Origin of the sequence: Pantoea eucrina (genome assembly GCF_002095385.1) — a bacterium.
In the GTDB taxonomy this organism is placed as follows: Bacteria; Pseudomonadota; Gammaproteobacteria; order Enterobacterales; family Enterobacteriaceae; genus Pantoea; species Pantoea eucrina.
The window spans coordinates 202,031-226,420 of the sequence record NZ_MIPP01000001.1 but is presented as its reverse complement, the minus strand read 5'-3'; the positions used below and the strand labels follow the sequence as shown (position 1 = coordinate 226,420).

The window sequence follows — 24,390 nt, the reverse complement described above, 5'->3', positions numbered from 1 at the left end:
ATTAACGCACCTTCAGCGTAGCCAGGCCAATCAGCACCAGCATCAGCGAAATAATCCAGAAGCGCACGATAACGCGCGGTTCCGGCCAGCCCTTGAGTTCATAGTGATGATGAATAGGCGCCATGCGGAAAATACGCTGGCCGCGCAGTTTAAAGGAGCCGACCTGCAGGATCACCGACAGCGTTTCAACCACAAATACGCCACCCATAATCACCAGCAGAAACTCCTGACGCAGCAGCACCGCCAGCGTGCCCAGCGCGCCGCCCAGCGCCAGTGACCCGACGTCACCCATGAAAACCTGTGCCGGATAGGTGTTAAACCACAGGAACCCGAGCCCGGCCCCGACAATCGCGGTGCAGACAATAACCAGCTCACCCGCGTGACGCAGATAGGGGATATGCAGATATTCAGCAAACTTCACGTTGCCGGTTGCCCAGGCGACCAGCGCAAAACCGGCAGCGACAAACACCGTTGGCATAATTGCCAGGCCATCAAGACCATCGGTAAGGTTCACGGCGTTGCCGGTGCCCACAATGACAAAGTAGGCCAGCACCACATAAAATAGACCCAGCTGCGGCATCACATCTTTAAAGAAGGGCACCACCAGCTGCGTGGCAGGCGTATCTTTGCCAGCCACAAACAGCGCAAATGCCACGCCGAGTGAGATCACCGACATCCAGAAATATTTCCAGCGCGCGATAAGCCCTTTGGTATCTTTACGCACCACTTTACGGTAATCGTCAACAAAGCCAATGGCGCCAAAGCCGAGCAGTACCACCAGTACACACCAGACATAGGGATTGGAAGGGTAAGCCCACATCAGTACGGAGATGGTGATTGATGTCAGGATCATGATGCCGCCCATGGTCGGCGTGCCGCGTTTGCTAAAGTGCGACTCCGGGCCATCATTACGTACCACCTGGCCAATCTGCAGCTTCTGCAGCCAGGCGATCAGGCGCGGTCCCATCCATAATGAGATAAACAGAGCGGTCAGCAGGCTGACAATGGCGCGAAACGTCAGATAGGAAAAGACGTTAAAACCGGAATAAAATGCGACCAGATGTTCGGCCAGCCAGACTAGCATGTTCCTTTCTCCTTCAGTCCCTGTACTACCTGCTCCATGGCGGCACTACGTGAACCTTTAACTAAAATAGTGATCTCAGGATGCTGCGCGAGCAGCGCCTGCAGATGGGCGATTAGCGCGGCTTTGCTGGCAAAATGCTGGCCTCTGCCGCTGCTGTCGCTGATAAAGTGGCTGAGCTGACCGGTGCTGAGCACGGCATCCACGCCGGCAGCCTGTGCTGCGGCGCCCACCTGACGGTGGCACGCTTCCGCTTCCTCGCCCAGCTCGCCCATATCGCCTACCACCATAACGCGGAAGCCGGGCATCTCACCCAGCACCTGCGCGGCGGCCGTCATCGAACCCACGTTTGCGTTATAACTGTCATCCAGCAGCAACTGTGTCGCCGAGAGACGCACCGGGAAGAGGCGTCCCGGCACCGGCTGCAGCATTTTCAGGCCAGACTGGATGGCGGTCAGCGGTGCGTCGACCGACAGGGCCAGTGCCGCGGCGGCCAGCGCGTTGGCAATATTATGGCGGCCCGGCAGCGGCAGTTCGATAGCGATATCTCCGCGCGGCGTGTGCAGCGTAAAGCAGGTCACGTCAGGCCGCAGTACGATATCGCTGGCGCGAAACTCCGCATCAGTCAGCGGCTGCGGCGAAAAGTGCCACAGCGTTCTGCCGGCAAAATAGGGCTGCCAGTTAGCGAGATCGTGACTGTCGGCGTTTACAATCGCCGTGCCGTGCAGCGGTAAACCGGCAAAGATTTCGCCTTTGGCTTTCGCCACGCCTGCCAGTGATCCAAAACCTTCGAGATGCGCCGCTGCAAGATTGTTGACCAGCGCGGTCTCCGGCTGTACCAGCGCCGTGGTGTAGGCTATTTCGCCCTGGTGATTAGCACCAAGCTCAATCACCGCATACTGATGTGCCGCGGTCAGACGCAGCAGCGTCATCGGCACGCCGTAGTCGTTATTCAGGTTACCGGCGGTGTAGAGCGTTTCGCCACACTGGCGTAAAATCGCCGCCGTCATCTCTTTCACTGAGGTTTTACCCGATGAGCCGGTCAGCGCCACGACGCGCGCGGTCGACTGCTGACGTACCCAGGCACCAAGCTGGCCGAACGCAATGCGCGTATCAGCCACCACCACCTGCGGCAGCGCAACCGGTAACTGCCGGCTCACCAGCAGCGCCTGCGCCCCGCTGTTCATCGCCTGCTCAGCAAAGTCGTGCGCGTCAAAACGCTCACCCACCAGCGCCACAAACAGGCAGCCTGCGGTGACTTTACGGGTATCGGTCGTGACTTCATGCAGGGTCGCATCGCTGCCGTGCAGCGTACCGCCGCTGATGTCAGCCAGCGTTTGCAGCGTAATCGGGATCATGCCATTACTCCCAGCAGTCGGGCGACGGTGTCGCGGTCCGAGTAATCGAGACGACGATTGCCGATAATCTGATAATCTTCATGTCCCTTGCCGGCGACCAGCACGATATCTTCAGCTTTTGCCTGCATCACGGCGCTGGTCACCGCCTGCGCCCGGCCAGGCACGACGCGTGCGCGACCCGGATCGAGCAGTCCGGTCAGAATATCGTCCACAATCGCGGCGGGATCTTCGCTGCGCGGATTGTCATCGGTGATCACCACCACGTCAGCAAACTGTTCAGCAATCGCCCCCATCAGCGGACGTTTGCCTTTGTCGCGGTCGCCGCCGCAGCCGAATACGCACCAGAGCTGGCCCTTACAGTGAAGGCGCGCCGCTTCCAGCGCTTTCTCCAGCGCATCCGGGGTGTGCGCGTAATCCACCACAACGGTGGCTTTGCCCGCTGCACTGAAGACTTCCATGCGTCCGCATACCGGCTGCAGGTCTGCAGCGGTTGCCACTAAACTCTCCAGCGGATAGTCCATCGTCAGCAGCGTAGCCAGCGCCAGCAGCAGATTGCTGACGTTAAAGGCGCCCATCAGGCGGCTGTCAAAAGAGCCATCTCCCCAGCTGGAGCTGAAGCGTACGCGTGCGCCACCGTCGTGATACGCGACTTCAGTGGCATGGAGCCAGCGCCCGTGCCAGCCGGATGGCAGGTTGTTTGCCATGGTTACCGCGACCGCATCGGGCAGCTGCTGCAGCCAGCGATAGCCGGTCTCATCATCAGCGTTGATGATTGCGTCACCGATCTGATGTTCAGAAAAGAGCAGCCACTTGGCTGACTCATAGCTTTGCATGTCACCGTGGTAGTCGAGATGGTCGCGGCTCAGATTGGTAAATACCGCCGCAGCAAACGGCAATGCCGCCACGCGGTGCTGTACCAGGCCATGCGACGAGACCTCCATCGCTGCCAGGGTGGCGCCCTGCCCCACTAAGTCGTGCAGGATATGCTGAACCTCAACGGCCGAGCCGGTGGTGTTCTCTGCTGGCAGCAGCTGGCCATACAGGCCGTTACCCACGGTACCCATCACCGCGCCCGTTTCGCCCAGCAGGTTAGCCCACTGCGCAATCAGCTGGGTGGTGGTGGTCTTGCCATTCGTCCCGGTAACGCCTGCCAGCTTCAGCTTGCTGCCCGGCTGCTGATAAAAGCGTCCAGCCAGCGCGGAGAGGCGCTGCGGCAGCTGCGCCAGATAGATCACCGGCACGCCGTGCAGTTCACGGATATCGCCGTCACTGGCCTCGCCTTCCGCTTCGGCAATCACGGCGGCAACGCCCTGCGCAATGGCCTGCGGGATAAAGCGCCGGCCATCAGCATGATGGCCCGCTACGGCGATAAACAGATCGCCGGCCGCCGCCGCGCGGCTGTCCAGCGTCATGTCACGAAGGGGACGCGCCGGCGCGCCGGCCACCCAGGGGGCCAGTAAATCGCGCAGGTTACGATCTGTCACTTGATGCCTCACTTCTGTTCTTCACTAATTCGTTTTTATCCACGACAGGCAGTGCGTCCGGCTCAATATTCATGGTGCGCAATACGCCGCCCATGATGGCGCCAAACACCGGCGCAGAGACTGCACCGCCATAATATTTACCGGCCTGCGGATCGTTAATCACCACGACCAGCGCAAAACGCGGCTGGCTGGCTGGTGCCACACCGGCGGTGTAGGCGATATACTTATTGACGTAGCGGCCGTCGGGACCGACCTTTTTCGCGGTGCCGGTTTTAATCGCAATGCGATATCCTTTGATAGCGGCTTTTACCCCACCGCCGCCGGGCAGCGCCACGCTCTCCATCATATGCATTACCGTTCTGACCAGGTTCTCCGGAAAGACGCGCTCACCCGCAACCGGCGGATCCACTTTGGTAATGGAGAGAGGACGATTGATACCGTAGCTGCCAATCGTTGCGTAGACTCGCGCTAACTGTAACGGCGTTACCATTAGCCCGTAGCCGAAAGAGAAGGTGGCCCTCTCTATGTCAGACCACCGTTGTTTTTGAGGGTATAAGCCACTGCTTTCCCCGACCAGCCCCAAATTGGTCGGTTTACCCAGTCCAAAGCGCGCGTAAGTATCTACCAGCGCTGAGGAGGGCATCGCTAACGCCAGACGTGAAACCCCGACGTTACTCGACTTCTGTAAGACCCCGGTCAGGGTCAGTTCGTTATAGCGCGCCACATCTTTGATCTCATGACCGTTTACGCGGTATGGCACGGTGTTCAGTACGCTGTTCTCTTTCACCACCCCACGCTGCAGCGCAGTCATCACCACCATGGGCTTCACCGTTGAGCCCGGCTCAAAAATGTCGGTGATGGCGCGGTTACGCATGACATCTTTTGGCGTATTGCTGAGGTTATTCGGGTTGTAGGCAGGGCTGTTTGCCATTGCCAGGACTTCGCCCGTGCTGACATCAACCAGCACCGCCGTGCCCGACTCTGCTTTGTTAAAGGCGACCGCATTATTGAGCTCGCGATAGACCAGCGCCTGCAGCCGCTCATCAATACTCAGCGTCAGATTGTGTGCGGCACGGCTGTCGACCGACGAGATATCTTCAATGACGCGCCCGAAGCGATCTTTACGCACCGTACGCTCGCCTGGCGCGCCCGTCAGCCATTTGTCGAAGCTTTTCTCAATCCCTTCGATGCCCTGTCCGTCAATGTTGGTGAAACCAATCAGATGCGCGGTGACCTGACCGGCCGGATAGTAGCGGCGCGACTCCTGGCGCAGATAAATACCCGGCAGCTTCAGTTTTTTCACATAGTCGCCAATGGCCGGATTAACCTGACGCGCCAGATAGATAAAGCGTCCTTTGGGGTTGGCGTTGATGCGCGCGGCCAGCTGATCCAGCGGGATCGACAGCGCATCTGAGAGCGCTTTCCAGCGGCTATCAAGGGTGACGCCGCCGTGACCAATCAGCTCTTTAGGATCGGCCCAGATAGCATTAACCGGTACGCTGACCGCCAGCGGACGCCCGGCACGGTCGCTGATCATGCCGCGCGCCGTCGGCACCTCCTGCACGCGCAGCGAGCGCAGATCGCCCTCTTTAACCAGCCGATCGGGCTTGATCACCTGCAGCCAGGCGACGCGCGACAGCAGCCCGCCCAGCGCGAGTAAAATACAGCCGCACAGCAAAGCAAAACGCCAGCTTACAAAGCTGGCCTTATCTTCCTGTTTTTTTAACTTCAGCGTTTTGCCTGCGCCGCTCATTGAGGTCTGCGATTCCTTATTTCTGCACCACAATATTTTCCTGAGAAGGATCAACGTGCCGCAGCTGCAGCTTATCGGTTGCGATCCGCTCTACCCGGCTGTGATCGCCAAGCGCGTTCTCTTCCAGAATCAGGTTGCGCCATTCGATATCCAGCGCATCGCGCTCCAGCACCAGCTGTTCACGCTGCGCCGTTAGCAGGCGCGTTTTGTGCGTTGTGGTCACGACCAGTACCGAAGAGACCAGTACGGCAATCAGCAACAACACCGGGATCTTGCCAAAGCGCAGCAGGTCTCCGCCGATGACGCCGGGGAGACTGTGCCGCTCATTGCCAATCATGGCGCGGTCCTTTCAGCAATACGCAGCACCGAGCTGCGCGCGCGCGGGTTTTCCCGCACCTCTGCTTCGCCCGGAATGAGCTTGCCCAGCGTTTTCAGCTCGCGTCCGCCCAGCGCTTTCAGCTGGCTTTCCGTCATCGGAATTCCCGCCGGAACCTGCGGACCACGGCTTTGATCGCGCATAAAACGCTTCACCAGGCGATCTTCAAGAGAGTGGAAGCTGATGATGGATAAACGGCCACCCGGAGCCAGAACAGAAAGCGCGCCTTTGAGTGCGGTATCAATCTCTTCCAGCTCACTGTTGATCCAGATACGAATAGCCTGAAAGCTGCGCGTCGCCGGGTGCTTAAATTTATCTTTTACCGGCGTCGCGGCGGCAATGACTTCAGCCAGCTCTTTTGTGCGCGTCATCGGCTGCTCCCGATTGCGCTCTGTAATGGCGCGTGCAATGCGCTTCGCGAAACGCTCTTCGCCGTATGTTTTCAGCACAAAGGCGATATCAGCTTCTTCTGCCTGCAGCAGCCATTCAGCGGCAGAGTGACCCCGCGTGGGATCCATGCGCATGTCCAGCGGCCCGTCGCGCATAAACGAAAAGCCGCGCTCGGCGTCGTCCAGCTGCGGTGAGGAGACGCCCAGATCCAGCAGGACGCCACTGATTTTCCCGGTCAGCCCGCGCGCGTCGACATAGTCTGCCAGCGCTGAGAAAGGACCGTGCACAATAGAAAAGCGCGGATCGTTAATCTCAGCGGCGGCCGCAATTGCCTGCGGATCGCGATCGATGGCCAGCAGCTGTCCATTTTCGCCAAGCTGCGAAAGGATCAGGCGTGAGTGGCCACCGCGACCAAAGGTGCCGTCAATGTAAATGCCGTCTTCCCTGATATTAAGGCCGTTTACCGCCTCATCCAGCAGCACCGTGGTATGTTTAAAATTTTCCTGCATAGCTATAGCGATAAGTCCTGCAACCGCTCAGATAGAGGTTCCTGAGCTGAATGTTCTGCGTCAATATCATCCCTGACTTGTTGATACCAGGTCTGTTCATCCCACAATTCAAACTTGTTGAACTGCCCAACCAGCATCACTTCTTTTTTCAGTCCCGCATGCTGCCTTAAGGTATTTGCCAGCAGCAGCCGGCCTGCACTATCCATCTGGCATTCGCTGGCATGTCCGAGCAGCAGACGCTGTACGCGTCGCTCTGCCGGATTCATACTGGATAAGCGAGCCAGTTTTTTCTCAATAATTTCCCATTCGGGCAGGGTATAAAGCAGCAGGCAAGGCTGATGCAGGTCGATAGTAGAGACCATCTGACCCTGAGACTCTGCGAGCAGTAATTCGCGATAGCGCACCGGAACCGCTAACCGCCCTTTACTGTCGAGATTGACTAACGTTGCCCCGCGGAACATGCCAGCCTGACTCCTCAGCTACCGTTTTCACCACTTTATCCCACTTTTTACCACGAAACGAGTTTACGGAGCCGATGAAAACATTGTCAAGCCGCAACGGCAGGTGAATATCACTCTTTACATCCCGGAAAAATAAGCGGAAAGCGAAATAAAAAAGCGTGCGGAATGGCAAAGCAAAATTAAACCGATGAATAACAGTATAAAAATATCTGCTTACTTCAGACATGATTAAATTTGATTCAGATTTGGCTTAAGTACAGCAGCGCAGGGTTATGCGACAGCGGCGGCATTTTAGGGGATTTCTGAACGGAAGCCCAGCGCAAGCGCCTGCTGGCAGGGATTAAAAATGACTAACTTTTATCCAGCAGGATTAAATTGCTCGCTGTTTTGTGAAAATTAATGGCTGTTATTTACGCTTTTTTACGTCAGATAATTAATTGCCCGCCAGATAGTGAATAAATGGCGGGCATCATCGCGTCCGCTAACTCATTTTGTCAGGCGGCTTAACTGGCCACGATGAAATAAGTTACGGCGAATGCGCGTTAATCCGGGTTTGGGTTTGCGCGGCTCATCAAGAGACGCCAGCACCAGTTCCAGAACCCGCTCTGCAACGTCGCGATGACGCTGTCCCACCGCCAGTACCGGACAATCAAGGAAATCGAGTAATTCGTGATCGCCAAACGTGGCGATCGCCAGATCTTTTGGCAGCCGCCCTTCTCGTTTCAGCGTGACATCCATTACGCCCTGCAGCAGACCAAATGATGTGGTAAAAAGCGCATCAGGCATGGGATTTTCGTCCAGATAACGCTCAAACAGGGCAGCGGCGGCCGCGCGATCAAAACTGTTGCAGTAGAGGTAACTGACTGAACGCTCATCATCCTGCCAGGCTTCGCGGAAGCCCATTTCACGCAGAAAACTCACGGAAAGCTCCGGTAGCGCGCCCATAAACAGTACGTTTTTCACCGGGAGCTGACGCAATTCAGCCGCCAGCGCGCGCGCATCATCCTGATCGGCACCGACAACGCTGGTAAAGTGCTCACGATCCAGCGCGCGATCCAGCGCGACAATCGGCAGCGGATCGTTTATCCAGCGCTGGTAGAACGGGTGCTCCGGCGGCAGCGAAGTGGAGACGATGATTGCATCGACCTGACGCTGCAGCAGATGCTCGATACAGCGCATCTCGTTATCAGGCTGATCTTCTGAACAGGCGATAAGCAGCTGATAGCCGCGCTGGCGCGCCTGACGCTCCAGATAATTAGCAATACGCGTATAGCTGGTGTTTTCGAGATCGGGGATCACCAGTCCGATAGAGCGCGTGCGCCCTGCACGCAGGCCGGCAGCGACCGCATTGGGGTGGTAGTTATACTCGCGTACCACCGCCATCACTTTCTCAACCGTTTTGTCGCTGACACGATACTGCCGCGCTTTACCATTGATCACATAGCTGGCGGTGGTACGCGAGACGCCGGCCAGACGCGCAATTTCATCCAGTTTCACGATAACACCTTCATGTCGATAAGCCAGAGCTGGCGGAGATATCCGCAACGTAGCTGTGGATAAAATCTTTGTTACATCTAACCGCAGAAAACCGGCCTGAGCAACCGCTTTTCATCAGCAAACAAAGCTGGCGCATAAAATAAAAAAACCCGGCATTACGCCGGGTTAGAGTAAAGTGCAGTGATAACAGAGCGGGATTAACGCATGATGCGCTCGCCGCGTGATACGCCAACGATACCTGAACGTGCCACCTCAACAATCTCTGCTACTTCGCGTACGCTGTTGAGAAACGCATCCAGCTTGTCGCTGGTGCCTGCCAGCTGAACCGTGTAAAGCGTCGGTGTGACATCAACAATCTGTCCGCGAAAAATCTCCGCGCTGCGTTTCACTTCTTCACGGCCATAGCCGCTGGCCTGAATTTTGACCAGCATGATCTCACGCTCAACGTAAGCGCCCTGCCCCAGTTCAGTGACGCGCAGTACATCCACCAGCTTATGCAGCTGCTTCTCAATCTGCTCAATCACTTTTTCATCGCCCACGGTCTGAATGGTCATGCGCGACAGAGTAGGATCGTCGGTGGGCGCAACGGTCAGGCTCTCGATGTTGTAACCGCGCTGGGAGAAAAGTCCGACCACGCGGGATAATGCGCCCGACTCATTCTCCAGCAGCACCGATAGAATACGACGCATAATTAAGTCCTCTCCGTCTTGCTCAACCACATTTCATCCATTGAGCCGCCCCGAATCTGCATCGGATAGACGTGCTCGCTGCCATCAACGGTGACATCCACAAACACCAGTCGCCCTTTTGCCAGCGTATCCAGCGCCAGCTGCAGCTTTTCTTCCAGCTCGGCCGGATGCTGGATAGCGATGCCGACATGGCCATACGCCTCAGCCAGGCGGACAAAATCGGGCAGCGACTCCATATAGGATTGTGAATGGCGTCCGGAATAGATCATATCCTGCCACTGTTTCACCATGCCGAGGAAACGGTTGTTCAGATTGAGCACCAGTACGGGCAGATCGTACTGCAGCGCTGTCGATAGCTCCTGAATGTTCATCTGGATACTGCCATCACCGGTGACACAGATCACCGTCTCTTCCGGCAGCGCCATCTTCACGCCCAGCGCAGCCGGCAGGCCAAAGCCCATGGTGCCAAGGCCACCGGAGTTGATCCAGCGACGCGGCTTGTCAAACGGGTAATAGAGTGCAGCAAACATCTGATGCTGTCCGACATCAGAGGTCACGTAAGCCTCGCCGCCCGTCAGACGCGCGATTGTCTCTATCACCGCCTGCGGTTTAATCTTATCGCTGTTGCGATTGAACTCCAGACACTTACGGCTGCGCCAGGTTTCAATGTTCTGCCACCAGTCGCGCAGGCTGTCGTGCTGCTGCTGCGTGTCGCTCTGCGCCAGCAGCTCCAGCATCTGCACCAGCGTCTGTTTGGCATCGCCAACGATCGGAATATCTGCGCTGACCGTTTTTGAAATAGACGTCGGATCCACATCAATGTGCATGATGGTGGCATTCGGGCAATATTTTGCCAGATTGTTGGTGGTGCGATCGTCAAAGCGGACGCCGATGCCAAAGATCAAATCGGCGTTGTGCATCGTCATGTTGGCTTCATACGTACCGTGCATGCCAAGCATGCCGACACACTGACGGTGCGTGCCGGGAAACGCGCCCAGTCCCATCAGTGAAGTGGTTACCGGAATATTAAGCTGCTCAGCCAGCTGGCGCAGTTCCGCTTCGCATCCTGACGTGATCGCCCCGCCGCCGGCATAAATGACCGGCTTATGCGCACCCAAGAGCGTCTGCAGTGCGCGCTTAATCTGACCTTTATGGCCCTGCAGGGTCGGATTATAAGAGCGCATGCTGACGCTTTCCGGCCAGGCATACGGCAGTTTATTCGCCGGATTCAGGATATCTTTAGGCAGATCGATGACTACCGGGCCGGGACGCCCGCTGGCCGCCAGCCAGAAGGCCTTCTTAAGCACCGTAGGGATCTCTTCTGTGCTTTTTACCAGGAAGCTGTGTTTGACCACCGGCCGGGAGATACCGACCATATCGCACTCCTGAAACGCATCATAGCCAATCAGCGATGAGGGCACCTGACCTGACAGGATCACCAGTGGAATCGAATCCATATAGGCGGTTGCGATACCGGTGATGGCATTCGTCGCCCCCGGTCCAGACGTCACCAGCACTACGCCAACTTCGCCGGTTGCCCGTGCCAGACCATCTGCCATATGCACTGCGCCCTGTTCGTGACGCACCAGTACATGGTCAATTCCACCGACCGTCTGCAGCGCATCATAGATATCGAGCACTGCTCCGCCCGGATAACCGAATACCTGTTTTACGCCCTGATCGATCAACGAACGGACGACCATTTCGGCTCCTGACAACATCTCCATTTTCTGCCTCCAGGCGTCAGAAACAGCCGCGACGGGCAGCGCTGTCCAGCGCACGGTGTCGCATCTGTTCCCTTATCGCCAATTAAGATCAAAATCTTATGTTTATGCTCAGAAGAAGGAATTCATTTCCGCCTTCCAGATATCGGGAATCTACCTGAATGAATTCTTTTGAGAGTAGGACGATTACCATAACCGCAGAGCCTGCGGGCTGCAAACCGCCAGGCCCTGCGACGCGCGTTCCCGGACAAGTAAGCCTCTGACGTGCCGGGTCAGGGTACGATGAATAAACTGATCGGCAGGCATAAATTCAGAGGAATATGCTGGTCTGAAGATTATTTTCAGCGAGTTGTAAGAAATATATTTTTGTTATCGCCTGTTGCATCAGCCCACAATGTTTTTAACTTCTTTCTTTGCCGTGTGATTAACGTCAAAAATTGCCAGAGGCATTATATTATTCTGCCTTGCAGCCTGAGATTTGTATTTTCACCTGCCTCATACATTAAAATATAATAATAAAATCAACAATTTAATCAAAATAATCGCTTTATGATAGCGTACATTACATCTGCCCCTGCGATGCAGCACGCTATTTTTTTCGCGATCCTCCACAGGCGTCAATATTTCCAGCAGATCGCGCTTTTAGCGTAAGTAAAATAGCCCCTGATGCAGGGTTGACATCACATCGCTAATCCAGTACCAATATGTACAGCACACATTTTATGGGGTCTGATTCATGTTTCGTTCTTTCCGCCTACTCGGTCTACTACTAAACGCATCCAGTTTGCGCGGTAGACTCGTGGGCGAAATCAACAACTGATTCCAACCCGCTGAAAGTTAAAAACCCGCGCCACTGCGCGGGTTTTTTTATGCTCGTTGCACCGGCGAAGTTAATGCAAAAGGAAGATAACCATGAGCCAGCAAGTTATTATTTTCGATACCACTCTGCGCGACGGTGAGCAGGCATTACAGGCCAGCCTGAGTGTTAAAGAAAAATTGCAGATCGCCCTGGCGCTGGAAAGAATGGGCGTGGACGTAATGGAAGTGGGTTTCCCGGTCTCTTCTCCCGGTGATTTTGAATCGGTACAGACTATTGCGCGTACGATCAAAAACAGCCGCGTCTGCGGGCTGGCGCGCTGTGTCGAAAAAGATATCGATGCCGCTTACGAATCACTGCGCGTTGCCGACGCGTTCCGTATTCATACTTTTATTGCCACCTCACCGATGCATATCGCGACCAAGCTGCGCAGTACGCTGCCGGAAGTGATTGAGCGTGCAGTGCACATGGTAAAACGCGCACGCAATTATACCGATGACGTGGAGTTCTCCTGTGAAGATGGCGGGCGCACGCCGATTGACGATCTCTGCCGCATGGTTGAAGCCGCCATCAGCGCCGGTGCTACCACCATTAATATTCCCGATACCGTTGGCTATACCCTGCCTGGCGAATACGCCAATATTATCGGGCAGCTGGTTAACCGCGTGCCTAACATCGACAAAGCGATTCTGTCAGTGCACACCCATGATGATTTAGGCATGGCAACCGGCAACGCTATTGCTGCGGTACTGGCGGGCGCGCGTCAGGTTGAAGGCACGCTGAATGGTCTGGGCGAGCGCGCCGGTAACTGCGCGCTGGAAGAGGTGATCATGGCGATCAAAACCCGCCAGCAGATCATGAACGTTCACACCGCTATCAACCACCAGGAGATCTACCGCACCAGCCAGATTGTCAGCCAGATCTGCAACATGCCAATTCCGGCGAACAAAGCGGTGGTCGGCTCAAATGCGTTTGCGCACTCCTCCGGCATTCATCAGGATGGCGTGCTGAAAAACCGTGAAAACTACGAAATTCTGACGCCTGAATCGATCGGCCTGCACAAAATTCAGCTGAACCTCACCTCCCGCTCCGGACGCGCGGCGGTAAAACATCGTATGGAAGAGATGGGCTATAAAGAGGCTGACTACAACCTCGACGCGCTGTATGACGCCTTCCTGAAGCTGGCCGATAAGAAAGGTCAGGTGTTTGACTACGATCTGGAAGCGCTCGCCTTTATCAACAAACAGCATGAAGAGCCGGAATTTTTCCAGCTCAACGAATTCAACGTGCAGACCGGCTCCAGCGTCACGGCAACCGCTTCAGTCCAGCTCGGCTATGGTGAAGAGACCAAAGCGGATGCGGCCACCGGCAACGGTCCGGTTGACGCGGTCTATCAGGCGATCAACCGCATTACCGGCTTTGACGCCGAGCTGGTGAACTACAAGCTGACGGCGAAAGGTCACGGCGAAAATGCCCTGGGCCAGGTGGATATCGTAGTGAACTACAACGGACGCAAGTTCCACGGCGTAGGTCTCGCTACCGATATCGTTGAATCCTCTGCCAAAGCGATGATCAACGCACTGAACAACATCTGGCGAGCCCGACAGGTCGAAAAAGAACTGCAGCGTAAATTTAAAGAACAGAAGGAAACGGTGTAACTATGACTCACTCATATCATATTGCGGTCATGCCTGGCGACGGAATCGGCCCGGAAGTGATGGCGCAGGCGATGAAAGTGCTCGACGCGGTTCGCACCCGCTTTGGCATGCGTATCACCACCAGCGAATATGATGTTGGCGGTATCGCCATCGATCGTCACGGTGAACCACTGCCGCCTGCGACCGTAGCCGGGGCTGAGCAGGCAGACGCGATTCTGTTTGGCTCCGTTGGCGGCCCGAAGTGGGAGCATCTGCCGCCGGCTGGCCAGCCGGAGCGCGGGGCGCTGCTGCCGCTGCGCAAGCATTTCAGACTGTTCAGCAATCTGCGCCCTGCCGCGCTCTATAAAGGTCTTGAAGCATTTTGCCCGCTGCGCAGCGATATCGCGGCGCGCGGTTTTGATATTCTCTGCGTACGTGAGCTCACCGGCGGCATCTACTTTGGTCAGCCAAAAGGACGCGAAGGCAGCGGTGCACACGAGCGGGCATTCGATACCGAGGTTTACCACCGCTTTGAGATTGAGCGCATTGCACGTAACGCCTTTGAAGCCGCACGCAAGCGCCGGGGTCATGTCACCTCCATCGACAAAGCTAACGTGCTGCAAAGTTCGGTGATGTGGCGTGAAATCGTGAATGAAGTGGCAAAAGCGTATCCTGACGTGCAGCTGGCGCATATGTATATCGACAATGCCACCATGCAGCTGATCAAAGACCCCTCGCAGTTTGATGTCCTGCTCTGCTCCAACCTGTTTGGCGACATTCTCTCTGATGAGTGCGCCATGATCACCGGGTCGATGGGCATGCTGCCGTCAGCCAGCCTGAACGAAGAGGGTTTTGGCCTGTTTGAACCCGCTGGCGGCTCTGCGCCGGATATCGCCGGACAAAATATCGCTAACCCGATTGCCCAGATCCTGTCGCTGTCGATGCTGCTGCGCTTCAGCCTGAACGCCGCCGACGCGGCGAATGCTATCGAACAGGCGGTCAGCCAGGCGCTGGAAGCGGGCCATCGCACCCGCGATCTGGCGGGCGACGGCCCTGCTGTCAGTACGGATGAAATGGGTAGCCTCATCGCGGGCTTCATTGCCGGAGAAAAATAAAAATGAAAAGCTTATACCAGAAGTTATTTGACGCACATGTCGTTCACGAAGCGCCCGATGAAACGCCGCTGCTCTATATTGACCGTCACCTGATCCACGAAGTGACCTCCCCGCAGGCGTTCGACGGCCTGCGCGCGCACGGCCGTAAAGTGCGTCAGCCGGAAAAAACCTTTGCCACCATGGATCACAACGTTTCAACCCAGACGAAAGATATCAATGCGTCGGGTGAAATGGCGCGGATTCAGATGCAGGAACTGATGAAGAACTGCGATGAGTTCGGCATTCAGCTCTACGACCTGAACCATCCCTTCCAGGGCATCGTACACGTGATCGGGCCGGAACAGGGCATGACCCTGCCGGGTATGACCATCGTCTGCGGCGACTCACATACCGCCACGCACGGCGCCTTTGGTTCACTGGCGTTTGGTATCGGCACTTCGGAAGTTGAGCATGTGTTTGCCACTCAGACGCTGAAGCAGGGTCGGGCGAAAACCATGAAAATCAATGTGTCGGGCGCCGCTGCGCCGGGCATTACGGCGAAAGATATCGTGCTGGCGATCATCGGTAAAACCGGCAGCGCCGGCGGCACTGGCTATGTGGTGGAGTTCTGCGGCCCGGCGATTGAAGCGCTGAGCATGGAAGGCCGCATGACGCTGTGCAATATGGCGATTGAGATGGGCGCGAAAGCGGGCCTGGTGGCGCCGGATGACACTACGTTCGCCTACCTGAAAGATAAACAGTTTGCGCCGAAAGGCGACGACTGGGAGCAGGCCGTGGCCTACTGGCGCACGCTGAAGTCAGATTCGGACGCAGCGTTTGATAGCGTGGTGACGCTGAACGCCGCCGATATTGCCCCGCAGGTCACCTGGGGCACCAATCCGGGTCAGGTGATGGCGGTGGATCAGGCGATACCCGATCCCGCCTCGTTTGCCGATCCGGTTGAGCGCGCCTCCGCTGAAAAAGCGCTGGCTTACATGAACCTGCAACCGGGCGTGAAGCTGACCGACGTGGCTATCGATAAAGTCTTTATTGGCTCCTGCACTAACTCACGCATTGAGGATCTGCGCGCTGCCGCAGCGATTGCCAAAGGGCGTAAAGTGGCACCCGGCGTGGTCGCGATGGTCGTGCCGGGCTCCGGCCCGGTTAAAGCGCAGGCGGAAGCGGAAGGTCTGGATAAAATCTTTCTTGAGGCGGGTTTTGAGTGGCGTCTGCCGGGCTGCTCTATGTGTCTTGCCATGAACAACGATCGCCTGAATCCGGGCGAGCGCTGCGCCTCGACCAGCAACCGCAACTTTGAAGGCCGTCAGGGCCGTGGCGGCCGTACGCACCTGGTCAGCCCGGCGATGGCTGCCGCCGCAGCGGTCTCCGGCCGTTTTGCCGATATTCGTGAACTGACTCAGGGAGCTTAAGCGATGGCGACTAAATTTACGCAGCACACCGGTATTGTCGCGCCACTGGATGCGGCCAACGTGGATACCGATGCCATTATTCCAAAGCAGTTTCTGCAGAAGGTCACCCGCACCGGCTTCGGTGCCCACCTGTTTCACGACTGGCGTTTTGACGATGATGCCGGCACACAGCCTACCGCCAGCTTTGTGCTTAACAAGCCTGAGTTTGCCGGTGCCAGCATTCTGCTGGCGCGCGAGAACTTCGGCTGCGGCTCCTCCCGTGAGCACGCCCCCTGGGCGCTGACCGACTTCGGTTTCCATGTCGTCATTGCGCCAAGCTTTGCCGATATCTTTTACGGCAACAGCTTTAACAATCAGCTGCTGCCGGTGCGACTGAGCGAAGAGGATGTTGACGCACTGTTCCGGCTGGTTGACGCCAGTCCGGGCATGCGCTTTACGGTGGATCTGGAAGCACAGACGGTCACGGCAGGCGACAAAACCTATACGTTTGAGATCGATAGCTTCCGCCGCCACTGTATGATTAACGGTCTGGACAGTATCGGCCTGACGCTGCAGCATGAAGAGTCGATCGCGCGCTACGAGCAGCAGCAGCCCGCTTTCCTGCGATAATGATTAAACGCCGCTACGTCAGGTAGCGGCACGCTTTACGCGCCGGCGATCTCCGTCGCCGGCTTCACATCGCGCACGCGCGCGACCAGCAGCAGCGCCAGCACGGACATGCCCAGCGCCACCTGATAAACCGATTCATGCCCGAAGCGCTCGCTCAGGATCCCCTGCAGCAGCCCGGCCACGATCAGCCCGGTGGAGATGGAGGTGGTAAACAGCGTTGTTGCCGCGCCCGCCCGGCCGGGCATCAGATCCTGAAACCAGAGCATGCCAATACCGGCGATAATGCCGATAAAAGCGGCGTTAAACAGCTGCAGCAGCATCAGCGCAGTTTTTGAGTTAAACAGCACCAGCCCGAGATAAAAGAGAATTGCCGCCACGCCCGCCACCAGCATCAGCGCGCGCTTACCGACGCGCTTCGCGTAAAAGCCCGCCAGCAGCATAATCGGGATCTCCAGGCCGGCGGCCGTTCCCATCAGCAGGCCCGCCAGCTTTTCCGGCAGCCCCAGCGTGTTGCTCATGTAGAGCGGCATATCAATAAAGTACATGGTGTTGCACGCCCACATGATTACTGAGGCGATAAACAGCAGCATCACCTGCGCATCTTTCCACGGGCTGACCTGCAGCAGCAGCTGCTCCGGCGTCGCCACCACGCGCGGTACCGACGGCAGGCCACGCCAGATCAGCAGCATACTCAGTAAAAACATGCCCGCCACCACGGCAAACAGCGTGACGAAACCGAAATTGAGCGCCAGCGCAAATGAGAGCGGCGGACCGATGACCCACGCCAGCGACAGCTGCGCCCGCATCACCGAACTGAACATCACCACTTCACGCGCTGATGCGTCCGCGTACTCCCGCGCCAGCGCAAATATCTGCGGTATTGCGACGCTGGCCAGCGCGGAGAGCAGCACGCCCAGGCTTATCAGCGTGGCGTAGTGACGGTTAAACGCAAACAGCAGCGCGTTCAGAATAGCCATCAGGCAGCAAAAGAGGATCAGGTGGCGCCGGTCGCCGCGCGTATCGGAGCGCTTTGCTACCAGCATACTGATCACAATGCCGCCGAGTGCGTTAATGGTGAAAAAGAGCCCGACCCAGAAGGGGCGTACCTGCACCTCGCGGGTCAGAAACAGGCTGAGGGTCGGTGCCTGCAGCGCACCCGCAACGCCCGCCATAAAAGTGACAACCATAAAAGCGAGATAGACCGGATCGGGGCGGCGCTGCCGCGTTAACAGCGACTTCATGCAGAAATCCCTTTGGAAAAAACAGAAAAGAGTAGCGAAAGAGCGTAGACGATTTCACACCGCTATGAAAAAGCCAGCAGAGAAAAATCTGCTGGCGGTGTAATTGCACCCTACTCAGAAAAATGTGCCACACGGGCGACACAGCTGGTTGAGCGCCACCCGGATCGGGTGCCTCCCGCTCTTCCATTGAGTGGCAGTATGCCTCTATTATAGGGCAATAAACACTGAGCGAAATCGCCACGGAGTTCCCCTTTTATGTCTTCGGCCCGTCTGCAGCAGCAATTTATTCGTCTCTGGCAGCAGTGTGAAGGTCAGGATCGGGCGACAACGCTTGATGCACTGGCCAGCACTCTGCACTGTTCGCGGCGCCATATGCGCAACCTGCTTCAGGCGATGCAGCGTGAAGGCTGGCTGACCTGGCAGGCTGAGGCGGGACGCGGAAAGCGTTCGCAGCTGCGCTTCCGCTGTACCGGTCTGGCGCTGCAGCAGCAGCGGGCAGAAGCGCTGCTGGAGCAGGACGGTATTGACCAGCTGGTTCAGCTGGTTGGCGACAAAGCGCAGGTGCGGCAGATGATTGCCGCCCACCTTGGCCGCAGCGTGCGTCAGGGAAAGCATATTCTGCGCGTGCTCTACTACCGTCCGCTGCAGAACCTGCTGCCCGCCTCGCCGCTGCGCCGCTCGGAAACGCATCTGGCCCGCCAGATCTTCAGCGGCCTGACGCGCATAAATGAGGAAAACGGAGAAATCGAACCCGATATTGCTCATCACTGGCAGCAACTCTCCGCGTGGCAGTGGCGCTTTTATCTGCGTCCGGCCATCCGCTTTCATCACGGGCGCGAGCTGGAGATGGCCGATATTCTTGATTCGCTGCAGCGCAGCGCCGCTCTGCCGCTGTTTGCGCATATCTCGCAGCTGCACTCGCCGGCGCCCTGGACGCTGGATATCTCGCTGACCCAGCCTGACAGCTGGCTGCCGTGGCTGCTGGGCAGCGTCAGCGCCATGATCCTGCCGCGCGAATGGCCGTCCCTGCCCGACTTTGCCCGTCAGCCTGCCGGCTGCGGCCCTTACAGCGTGGTACGCAATCAGCAGACGCAGCTGAAAATTGCCGCGTTTGATGACTACTTTGGCTACCGGGCGCTGATTGACGAAGTCTCAATCTGGGTGCTGCCGGAAGTCAGTGACGAGCTGGTCTACTCTGGCGTAAAACTGCAGGGCAGCGAGGCGGATGAGATAGCGGAAGAGAGCCGTCTGGAGGAGGGCTGCTACTTCCTGCTGTTTGACCAGCGCTCCGCCTGGGGACGCCATGCCGGGTTCCGCCGCTGGGTCAGCGATCTGCTTAATCCGGTTACCCTGCTGCATCATGCCGATCCCGGCTATCAGCGTTACTGGTTTCCTGCCTGGGGCCTGCTGCCGCGCTGGCACCATCGCCGCGATCTGCGGGCGGCGGACAAGCCGGAAGGTCTGACCCGGCTGACGTTAAGCTGGTACAGCGACCACGTCGAGCATGAAGGCATCGCCAGCGCGCTGCGTCCCCTGCTGGCGCAGCAGGGGGTGGAACTGATCACCCGGGTGATGAGCTACGAAGCGTGGTTTGCCGGCGCCGGAGAGAGCGATATCTGGCTCGGCAGCGTTAACTTCACCCTGCCGCTGGAGTACGCGCTGTTTGCGCAGCTCTATGAGCTGCCGCTGATGCAGCACTGCATTCCGCTGGCGTGGCATGAGGATGCTGCGCGCTGGCGTGAGAAACGCCTGCCGCTGGCTGAGTGGGCGCGCCAGCTGGTAGATCAGGACTGGCTGCATCCGCTGTTTCACCACTGGCTGCTGCTGGAAGGCCAGCGCAGCATGCGTGGCGTACGGCTGAACACGCTGGGCTGGTTCGATTTTAAATCTGCCTGGTTTGCGCCGCCGGCGTTATGACGCTTTCACGCCGTGGCGGAAATGTCTACACTAAGCCGTTCTCAACGGGGTGCCTGCGTCGTCAGGCTGAGAGAAACCCGTCGAACCTGATCCGGTTAATACCGGCGTAGGGATTTGAGATGTGCCAGCCTCAGATCCTTTGCGACTCACTCATATCCTCTCCTTAAGGAGCGCAAAGTGTTAAAGAACGTTCTGCCTGTCCTGCTGCTGTTGTCCGCACCGGTATTCGCCGCCAGACCGCTACTGACCGTCTATACCTATGATTCGTTCGCTGCTGAATGGGGCCCTGGGCCGGCGGTAAAGAAAGCGTTTGAAGCGGAGTGCGGCTGCGAGCTGCGCTACGTGGCGCTGGAGGATGGCGTCTCGCTGCTCAACCGTCTGCGCATGGAAGGGAAAAACAGTAAAGCGGACGTTGTGCTGGGACTGGATAACAACCTCCTGCAGGCGGCGGAGAAAACCGGCCTGTTTGCTAAAAGTCAGGTCGATACCGCGGCGCTGCAGCTGCCTGAGCGCTGGCAGAACGACACCTTTGTTCCTTTCGATTACGGCTACTTCGCCTTTGTGTATGACAAAAACCGCCTGAAGAATCCGCCCGCAAGCCTGCAGGAGCTGGTTGAAAGCCCGGAGAAATGGCGCGTTATCTATGAAGATCCGCGTACCAGTACGCCAGGCCTCGGCCTGCTGCTCTGGATGCAAAAAGTGTTTGGCGATCGCAGCGACGCGGCGTGGCAGAAGCTGGCGGCGAAAACCGTTACCGTCACTAAAGGATGGAGTGAAGCGTACGGCCTGTTTCTCAAGGGCGAAGGCGATCTGGTGCTGAGCTATACCACGTCGCCCGCTTACCACATTATTGAAGAGAAGAAAGAGAACTACGCTGCTGCCACCTTCAGTGAGGGGCACTACCTGCAGGTCGAAGTCGCCGCCCGGCTGGCCGGCAGTAAACAGCCAGCGCTGGCACAGCGTTTTATGCAGTTTATCGTCAGCCCCGCTTTCCAGCAGACGATCCCCACCGGCAACTGGATGTACCCGGTGATCAAAAGCGATTTGCCGGCTGGCTATCGGGCGCTGAACGTGCCGCAAAAAGCGCTGCAGTTTTCACCGGCAGAAGTGGCTGACCAGCGCGCCGCGTGGATCAGCGCCTGGCAGCGGGCTGTCAGCCGCTGATGCCCGGCTGGCTGATACCCGGCGCGCTGAGCGCGCTGCTGCTGTGCGCCGTGGCGCTGCTCGCTCTCGGGGCGCTGCTGACGGCGGCCCCGCTGCCGGACATGCGCAGCCTGCTCAGTGACAGCTATCTGCACCACGTGCTGGCGTTCTCATTTGAGCAGGCGCTGCTCTCGGCACTCTGCTCCGTGCTGCCGGCCGTGCTGCTGGCGCGCGCGCTCTATCGCCGCCGCTTTCCTGGCCGCGCGCTGCTGCTGCGTTTATGTGCGATGACGCTGGTGCTGCCGGTGCTGGTGGCGGTATTTGGCCTGCTGAGCGTCTACGGCCGCAGCGGCTGGCTGGCACAGCTCTGCACGCTGCTGGGTATTCCCTACCACTTCTCTCCCTATGGCCTGCAGGGTATTTTGCTGGCGCACGTCTTTTTTAACCTGCCGCTGGCCACGCGCATGCTGCTGCAGGCGCTGGAGAGCATTCCGCCGGAGCAGCGTCAGCTGGCGGCTCAGCTTGGGCTGCGCGGCTGGAATCTGTTCCGGCTGCTGGAGTGGCCCTGGCTGCGTCGCCAGATCCTGCCGACCGCGGCGCTGATCTTTATGCTCTGCTTTGCCAGCTTCGCCACGGTGCTGGCGCTGGGCGGCGGGCCACAAGCGACCACGCTGGAGCTGGCGATCTACCAGGCGCTGAGTTTTGATTACGATCCCGGCCGCGCCGCGCTGCTGGCACTGCTGCAGCTCAGCTGCTGTCTGCTGCTGGTGCTGCTCAGTCAGCGCTTCAGTAAAGCGATCCCTGCCGGCAGTCAGACGCTGCAGGGCTGGCGCGATCCGCAGGATAGCGGGTTTGCACGCGTCAGCGACACGCTGCTGATTGCTCTCGCGCTGCTGCTGCTGCTGCCTCCGCTGGCAGCGGTGGTGGTCGATGGCGTGCGCGGCGGTGTGGCCGGCGCACTGCAGCAGCCGGCGCTCTGGCAGGCCACGCTGACCTCGCTGCGCATCGCCCTTGGCGCGGGCGCACTCTGTGTGATCCTGACAATGATGCTGCTGTGGAGCAGCCGCGAGCTGCGTCAGCGCCAGCATCGGGCGAGCGCACAGGCGCTGGAGCTGAGCGGCATGCTGATTCTGGCGATGCCGGGCATCGTGCTGGCCAGCGGCTTTTTCCTGCTGTTTACCGCTACCTCCGGGCTGCCGGCGCGTGCCGACGGGCTGGTGATCTTTACCAATGCGCTGATCGCCATTCCCTACGCCATGAAAGTGCTGGAAAACCCGATGCGCGATATCGCCGCACGCTATGCGCCGCTCTGCGCCTCGCTCGGTCTCTCCGGCCTCAATCGCCTGAAGCTGATTGAGCTGCGGCTGCTGAAGCGTCCGCTGGCTCAGGCGCTCGCCTTTGCCTGCGTACTCTCGATTGGCGACTTTGGCGCAGTGGCGCTATTTGGCAACGCCGATTTCCGCACCCTGCCCTGGTATCTTTATCAGCAGATCGGCGCCTATCGCGGTGCCGACGGTGCCGCGACCGCCTTGCTGCTGCTGCTGCTCTGCCTGTTACTTTTTACTCTGATGGAAAAACTGCCGGGACGCCATGCTGACACTCACTGATCTTACTTACCTTTATCAGCATCTGCCGATGCGTTTCAGCTTCAGCGCTCAGGCGGGTGAACGGCTGGCGATACTTGGTCCGAGCGGCGCCGGTAAAAGCACGCTGCTGAGCCTGATCGGCGGCTTTCTGCCGGTCAGCCACGGCACGCTGCTGATTAATGGCCGCGATCACACCCGCAGCGTACCGGCGTTGCGTCCGGTCTCGATGCTGTTTCAGGAGAACAATCTCTTTCCGCACCTTTCGGTACAGCAGAATCTGGCCCTGGGTCTGCATCCGGGCCTGAAGCTCACGCGCGACCAGCAGCAGCAGCTGAGGGAGATTGCACACCAGACCGGACTGCATGATTTACTGACGCGCTTGCCTGGCGAGCTCTCCGGCGGCCAGCGGCAGCGGGTGGCGCTGGCGCGCTGCCTGCTGCGCAACCAGCCGGTACTGCTGCTGGATGAGCCTTTTTCGGCGCTCGACCCGGCGCTGCGCCGCGAAATGCTGCAGCTGGTGCGTACGGTGTGTGACGCACGCAATATCACGCTGCTGATGGTGTCGCACAGTCTGGAGGATGCGCAGCAGATTGCCGCACGCAGTCTGGTGATTGCTGATGGCCGGATCGAGTGGGATGGTGAGACGGCGGCGCTGCTTCGGGGTGAGAGCAGCAGCGCCGCGCGCCTGGGTATTACGCCAGCTTAAGCGAAGAAGACTTTCCAGAGCAGCTGCAGGAAAACAGGCATCATCGGATGAAACAGCAGCGCGATAAACGCGGCGCTGCCCGCTACGGCCATCAGCGGCGCCAGCCAGCGCAGGCGCGCTTTCGGCAGGTAGCGGGTTGCCCAGTCGCGCGTTTTGTCACTGCGCCACCAGCGCCAGAGCAGCCATCCGCCCAGCCAGAGCAGAATCGTTACCAGCAGCAGCAGCCATTTAAAGCTGTCGCCCTGCGCCTGCGGCACATCAATGGCCACACCGGCGAGGATCCCCGGCAGCAGATAGGCGGGCGGCCACAAAATACAGCCGATGATATTGGGCGGCAGAAACTTCCGCACCGGCAGCTCAAGCATGCCTGCCGCCAGCGGGATCAGCGGGCGTGTCGGGCCGACAAAGCGCCCCACCAGCACGGTAAACATGCTGTGCTGATGCAGCGCATGCTCGGTCTTATCCAGCAGGCTTTGATACTTTTTCAGATACTTCCAGCGGTGCAGCGGCCCCTGAAACTTCCAGCCGATACCGTAGGAGATCCAGTCGCCCAGCAGGCAGCCAATCAGCCCCGCCGCCCACGCCGGATAGAGGCCAATCTGACCGCTGCCCACCAGCGCCCCCAGGCTGGCCATCAGCACGGTGCCCGGCAGCAGCAAACCCACAAACGCCAGTGATTCAAGAAAGGTCACCAGAGCGACGGCGAACAGCGCGTACTCCAGCGATTGCGTAAACAGGTGTTGAATCCAGGCTTCCATAGCTATCCTCTGCGGAATATGAAGGCTGGATTGTCCTGAGCCTGCGTCAGGGCGTCAAGCTTTTCCCGCTGCGCTGCAGAGAGTTGCCGACACTGTATAAACATCCATGATATACTGCGCATAATTTCTA

Annotated in this window: 21 protein-coding genes and 1 riboswitch; of the genes, 9 read left to right on the top strand and 12 right to left on the bottom strand. The window is 58.2% G+C overall.

Annotated elements, in window-relative coordinates:
* Position 1 precedes the first annotated feature (1 nt).
* The 10 genes from mraY to ilvI all read right to left on the bottom strand — a co-directional run bounded on the left by mraY (position 2) and on the right by ilvI (position 11,325).
* Positions 2 to 1,084 carry a phospho-N-acetylmuramoyl-pentapeptide-transferase gene (gene mraY / locus HA43_RS01045; RefSeq protein WP_039382574.1) on the bottom strand — a complete coding sequence of 361 codons (1,083 nt, stop codon included), beginning with the start codon at positions 1,082 to 1,084 and terminating at the stop codon, positions 2 to 4.
* On the bottom strand, positions 1,078 to 2,439 hold the full coding sequence (murF, locus tag HA43_RS01040; protein WP_039382572.1) for a UDP-N-acetylmuramoyl-tripeptide--D-alanyl-D-alanine ligase: 1,362 nt from the start codon (positions 2,437 to 2,439) through the stop codon (positions 1,078 to 1,080). The genes mraY and murF overlap by 7 nt, the downstream gene beginning before the upstream one ends.
* Complete coding sequence (murE, locus tag HA43_RS01035) at positions 2,436 to 3,923, bottom strand: UDP-N-acetylmuramoyl-L-alanyl-D-glutamate--2,6-diaminopimelate ligase (RefSeq protein ID WP_039382570.1); 1,488 nt, start codon at positions 3,921 to 3,923, stop codon at positions 2,436 to 2,438. The genes murF and murE overlap by 4 nt, the downstream gene beginning before the upstream one ends.
* Complete coding sequence (locus HA43_RS01030; RefSeq protein ID WP_039382568.1) at positions 3,910 to 5,676, bottom strand: peptidoglycan glycosyltransferase FtsI; 1,767 nt, start codon at positions 5,674 to 5,676, stop codon at positions 3,910 to 3,912. The genes murE and HA43_RS01030 overlap by 14 nt, the downstream gene beginning before the upstream one ends.
* Positions 5,677 to 5,692: 16 nt before the next feature.
* Positions 5,693 to 6,013 (bottom strand): cell division protein FtsL, encoded by a 321-nt coding sequence (gene ftsL / locus HA43_RS01025; protein ID WP_039382567.1) that lies wholly within the window; start codon positions 6,011 to 6,013, stop codon positions 5,693 to 5,695.
* Positions 6,010 to 6,951 carry a 16S rRNA (cytosine(1402)-N(4))-methyltransferase RsmH gene (rsmH, locus tag HA43_RS01020; protein WP_039382565.1) on the bottom strand — a complete coding sequence of 314 codons (942 nt, stop codon included), beginning with the start codon at positions 6,949 to 6,951 and terminating at the stop codon, positions 6,010 to 6,012. The genes ftsL and rsmH overlap by 4 nt, the downstream gene beginning before the upstream one ends.
* A 2-nt stretch (positions 6,952 to 6,953) precedes the next feature.
* The gene (gene mraZ / locus HA43_RS01015; RefSeq protein WP_039382563.1) at positions 6,954 to 7,412 is read right to left on the bottom strand and encodes a division/cell wall cluster transcriptional repressor MraZ; all 459 of its coding nucleotides are present in this window, start codon (positions 7,410 to 7,412) and stop codon (positions 6,954 to 6,956) included.
* Between the two features lie 486 nt (positions 7,413 to 7,898).
* On the bottom strand, positions 7,899 to 8,909 hold the full coding sequence (gene cra / locus HA43_RS01010) for a catabolite repressor/activator (protein WP_039382560.1): 1,011 nt from the start codon (positions 8,907 to 8,909) through the stop codon (positions 7,899 to 7,901).
* A gap of 197 nt (positions 8,910 to 9,106) precedes the next feature.
* Positions 9,107 to 9,598, bottom strand: coding sequence for an acetolactate synthase small subunit (gene ilvN, locus HA43_RS01005; RefSeq protein WP_039382558.1), 492 nt, complete (start codon positions 9,596 to 9,598; stop codon positions 9,107 to 9,109).
* A 2-nt stretch (positions 9,599 to 9,600) separates the two neighbouring features.
* Positions 9,601 to 11,325 carry an acetolactate synthase 3 large subunit gene (ilvI, locus tag HA43_RS01000; protein ID WP_094110732.1) on the bottom strand — a complete coding sequence of 575 codons (1,725 nt, stop codon included), beginning with the start codon at positions 11,323 to 11,325 and terminating at the stop codon, positions 9,601 to 9,603.
* A gap of 733 nt (positions 11,326 to 12,058) precedes the next feature.
* Here ilvI and leuL point away from each other — a divergent pair.
* The 5 genes from leuL to leuD all read left to right on the top strand — a co-directional run bounded on the left by leuL (position 12,059) and on the right by leuD (position 16,909).
* The gene (leuL, locus tag HA43_RS19385) at positions 12,059 to 12,142 is read left to right on the top strand and encodes a leu operon leader peptide (protein ID WP_108569992.1); all 84 of its coding nucleotides are present in this window, start codon (positions 12,059 to 12,061) and stop codon (positions 12,140 to 12,142) included.
* 92 nt (positions 12,143 to 12,234) lie between these two features.
* A complete protein-coding gene (gene leuA / locus HA43_RS00995) occupies positions 12,235 to 13,797 on the top strand; it encodes a 2-isopropylmalate synthase (RefSeq protein WP_039382552.1) in 1,563 nt (520 codons plus the stop codon).
* Positions 13,798 to 13,799: 2 nt separating this feature from the next.
* Positions 13,800 to 14,891, top strand: a complete 1,092-nt coding sequence (leuB, locus tag HA43_RS00990; protein ID WP_039382550.1) for a 3-isopropylmalate dehydrogenase — start codon at positions 13,800 to 13,802, stop codon at positions 14,889 to 14,891.
* Positions 14,892 to 14,893: 2 nt separating this feature from the next.
* Entirely contained in the window at positions 14,894 to 16,300 is a 1,407-nt protein-coding gene (gene leuC / locus HA43_RS00985; RefSeq protein WP_094110731.1) for a 3-isopropylmalate dehydratase large subunit, read from the top strand.
* A 3-nt stretch (positions 16,301 to 16,303) separates the two neighbouring features.
* Positions 16,304 to 16,909 carry a 3-isopropylmalate dehydratase small subunit gene (gene leuD, locus HA43_RS00980; RefSeq protein WP_071669078.1) on the top strand — a complete coding sequence of 202 codons (606 nt, stop codon included), beginning with the start codon at positions 16,304 to 16,306 and terminating at the stop codon, positions 16,907 to 16,909.
* 35 nt (positions 16,910 to 16,944) lie between these two features.
* Here the strand turns inward: leuD and HA43_RS00975 are convergent, their stop codons facing one another.
* Positions 16,945 to 18,150, bottom strand: coding sequence for an MFS transporter (locus HA43_RS00975; protein ID WP_094110730.1), 1,206 nt, complete (start codon positions 18,148 to 18,150; stop codon positions 16,945 to 16,947).
* Positions 18,151 to 18,405: 255 nt separating this feature from the next.
* On the opposite strand from HA43_RS00975, the gene sgrR reads away from it, so the two are divergent.
* From sgrR to thiQ, 4 genes are all read left to right on the top strand, one after another.
* Positions 18,406 to 20,067, top strand: a complete 1,662-nt coding sequence (sgrR, locus tag HA43_RS00970) for an HTH-type transcriptional regulator SgrR (RefSeq protein ID WP_094110729.1) — start codon at positions 18,406 to 18,408, stop codon at positions 20,065 to 20,067.
* A 35-nt stretch (positions 20,068 to 20,102) separates the two neighbouring features.
* Positions 20,103 to 20,198, top strand: a riboswitch (TPP riboswitch).
* Between the two features lie 46 nt (positions 20,199 to 20,244).
* Complete coding sequence (gene thiB, locus HA43_RS00965) at positions 20,245 to 21,231, top strand: thiamine ABC transporter substrate binding subunit (RefSeq protein ID WP_039382540.1); 987 nt, start codon at positions 20,245 to 20,247, stop codon at positions 21,229 to 21,231.
* Positions 21,207 to 22,817 (top strand): thiamine/thiamine pyrophosphate ABC transporter permease ThiP, encoded by a 1,611-nt coding sequence (thiP, locus tag HA43_RS00960; RefSeq protein ID WP_094110753.1) that lies wholly within the window; start codon positions 21,207 to 21,209, stop codon positions 22,815 to 22,817. The genes thiB and thiP overlap by 25 nt, the downstream gene beginning before the upstream one ends.
* Positions 22,801 to 23,502 carry a thiamine ABC transporter ATP-binding protein ThiQ gene (gene thiQ / locus HA43_RS00955; protein WP_039382537.1) on the top strand — a complete coding sequence of 234 codons (702 nt, stop codon included), beginning with the start codon at positions 22,801 to 22,803 and terminating at the stop codon, positions 23,500 to 23,502. Before thiP ends, thiQ begins: the two co-directional genes overlap by 17 nt.
* Here the strand turns inward: thiQ and HA43_RS00950 are convergent.
* The gene (locus HA43_RS00950) at positions 23,499 to 24,260 is read right to left on the bottom strand and encodes a DedA family protein (RefSeq protein WP_039382534.1); all 762 of its coding nucleotides are present in this window, start codon (positions 24,258 to 24,260) and stop codon (positions 23,499 to 23,501) included. The two genes, thiQ and HA43_RS00950, sit on opposite strands and share 4 nt — an antisense overlap.
* Between the last annotated feature and the right edge of the window lie 130 nt (positions 24,261 to 24,390).

Coding starts and splice junctions, on each gene's coding strand:
- mraY (WP_039382574.1), bottom strand. CDS start 1,084: ATGCTAGTCTGGCTGGCCGAACATCTGGTCGCATTTTATTCCGGTTTT.
- murF (WP_039382572.1), bottom strand. CDS start 2,439: ATGATCCCGATTACGCTGCAAACGCTGGCTGACATCAGCGGCGGTACG.
- HA43_RS01030 (WP_039382568.1), bottom strand. CDS start 5,676: ATGAGCGGCGCAGGCAAAACGCTGAAGTTAAAAAAACAGGAAGATAAG.
- ftsL (WP_039382567.1), bottom strand. CDS start 6,013: ATGATTGGCAATGAGCGGCACAGTCTCCCCGGCGTCATCGGCGGAGAC.
- rsmH (WP_039382565.1), bottom strand. CDS start 6,951: ATGCAGGAAAATTTTAAACATACCACGGTGCTGCTGGATGAGGCGGTA.
- mraZ (WP_039382563.1), bottom strand. CDS start 7,412: ATGTTCCGCGGGGCAACGTTAGTCAATCTCGACAGTAAAGGGCGGTTA.
- ilvN (WP_039382558.1), bottom strand. CDS start 9,598: ATGCGTCGTATTCTATCGGTGCTGCTGGAGAATGAGTCGGGCGCATTA.
- ilvI (WP_094110732.1), bottom strand. CDS start 11,325: ATGGAGATGTTGTCAGGAGCCGAAATGGTCGTCCGTTCGTTGATCGAT.
- leuL (WP_108569992.1), top strand. CDS start 12,059: ATGTTTCGTTCTTTCCGCCTACTCGGTCTACTACTAAACGCATCCAGT.
- leuA (WP_039382552.1), top strand. CDS start 12,235: ATGAGCCAGCAAGTTATTATTTTCGATACCACTCTGCGCGACGGTGAG.
- leuB (WP_039382550.1), top strand. CDS start 13,800: ATGACTCACTCATATCATATTGCGGTCATGCCTGGCGACGGAATCGGC.
- leuC (WP_094110731.1), top strand. CDS start 14,894: ATGAAAAGCTTATACCAGAAGTTATTTGACGCACATGTCGTTCACGAA.
- leuD (WP_071669078.1), top strand. CDS start 16,304: ATGGCGACTAAATTTACGCAGCACACCGGTATTGTCGCGCCACTGGAT.
- HA43_RS00975 (WP_094110730.1), bottom strand. CDS start 18,150: ATGAAGTCGCTGTTAACGCGGCAGCGCCGCCCCGATCCGGTCTATCTC.
- sgrR (WP_094110729.1), top strand. CDS start 18,406: ATGTCTTCGGCCCGTCTGCAGCAGCAATTTATTCGTCTCTGGCAGCAG.
- thiQ (WP_039382537.1), top strand. CDS start 22,801: ATGCTGACACTCACTGATCTTACTTACCTTTATCAGCATCTGCCGATG.
- HA43_RS00950 (WP_039382534.1), bottom strand. CDS start 24,260: ATGGAAGCCTGGATTCAACACCTGTTTACGCAATCGCTGGAGTACGCG.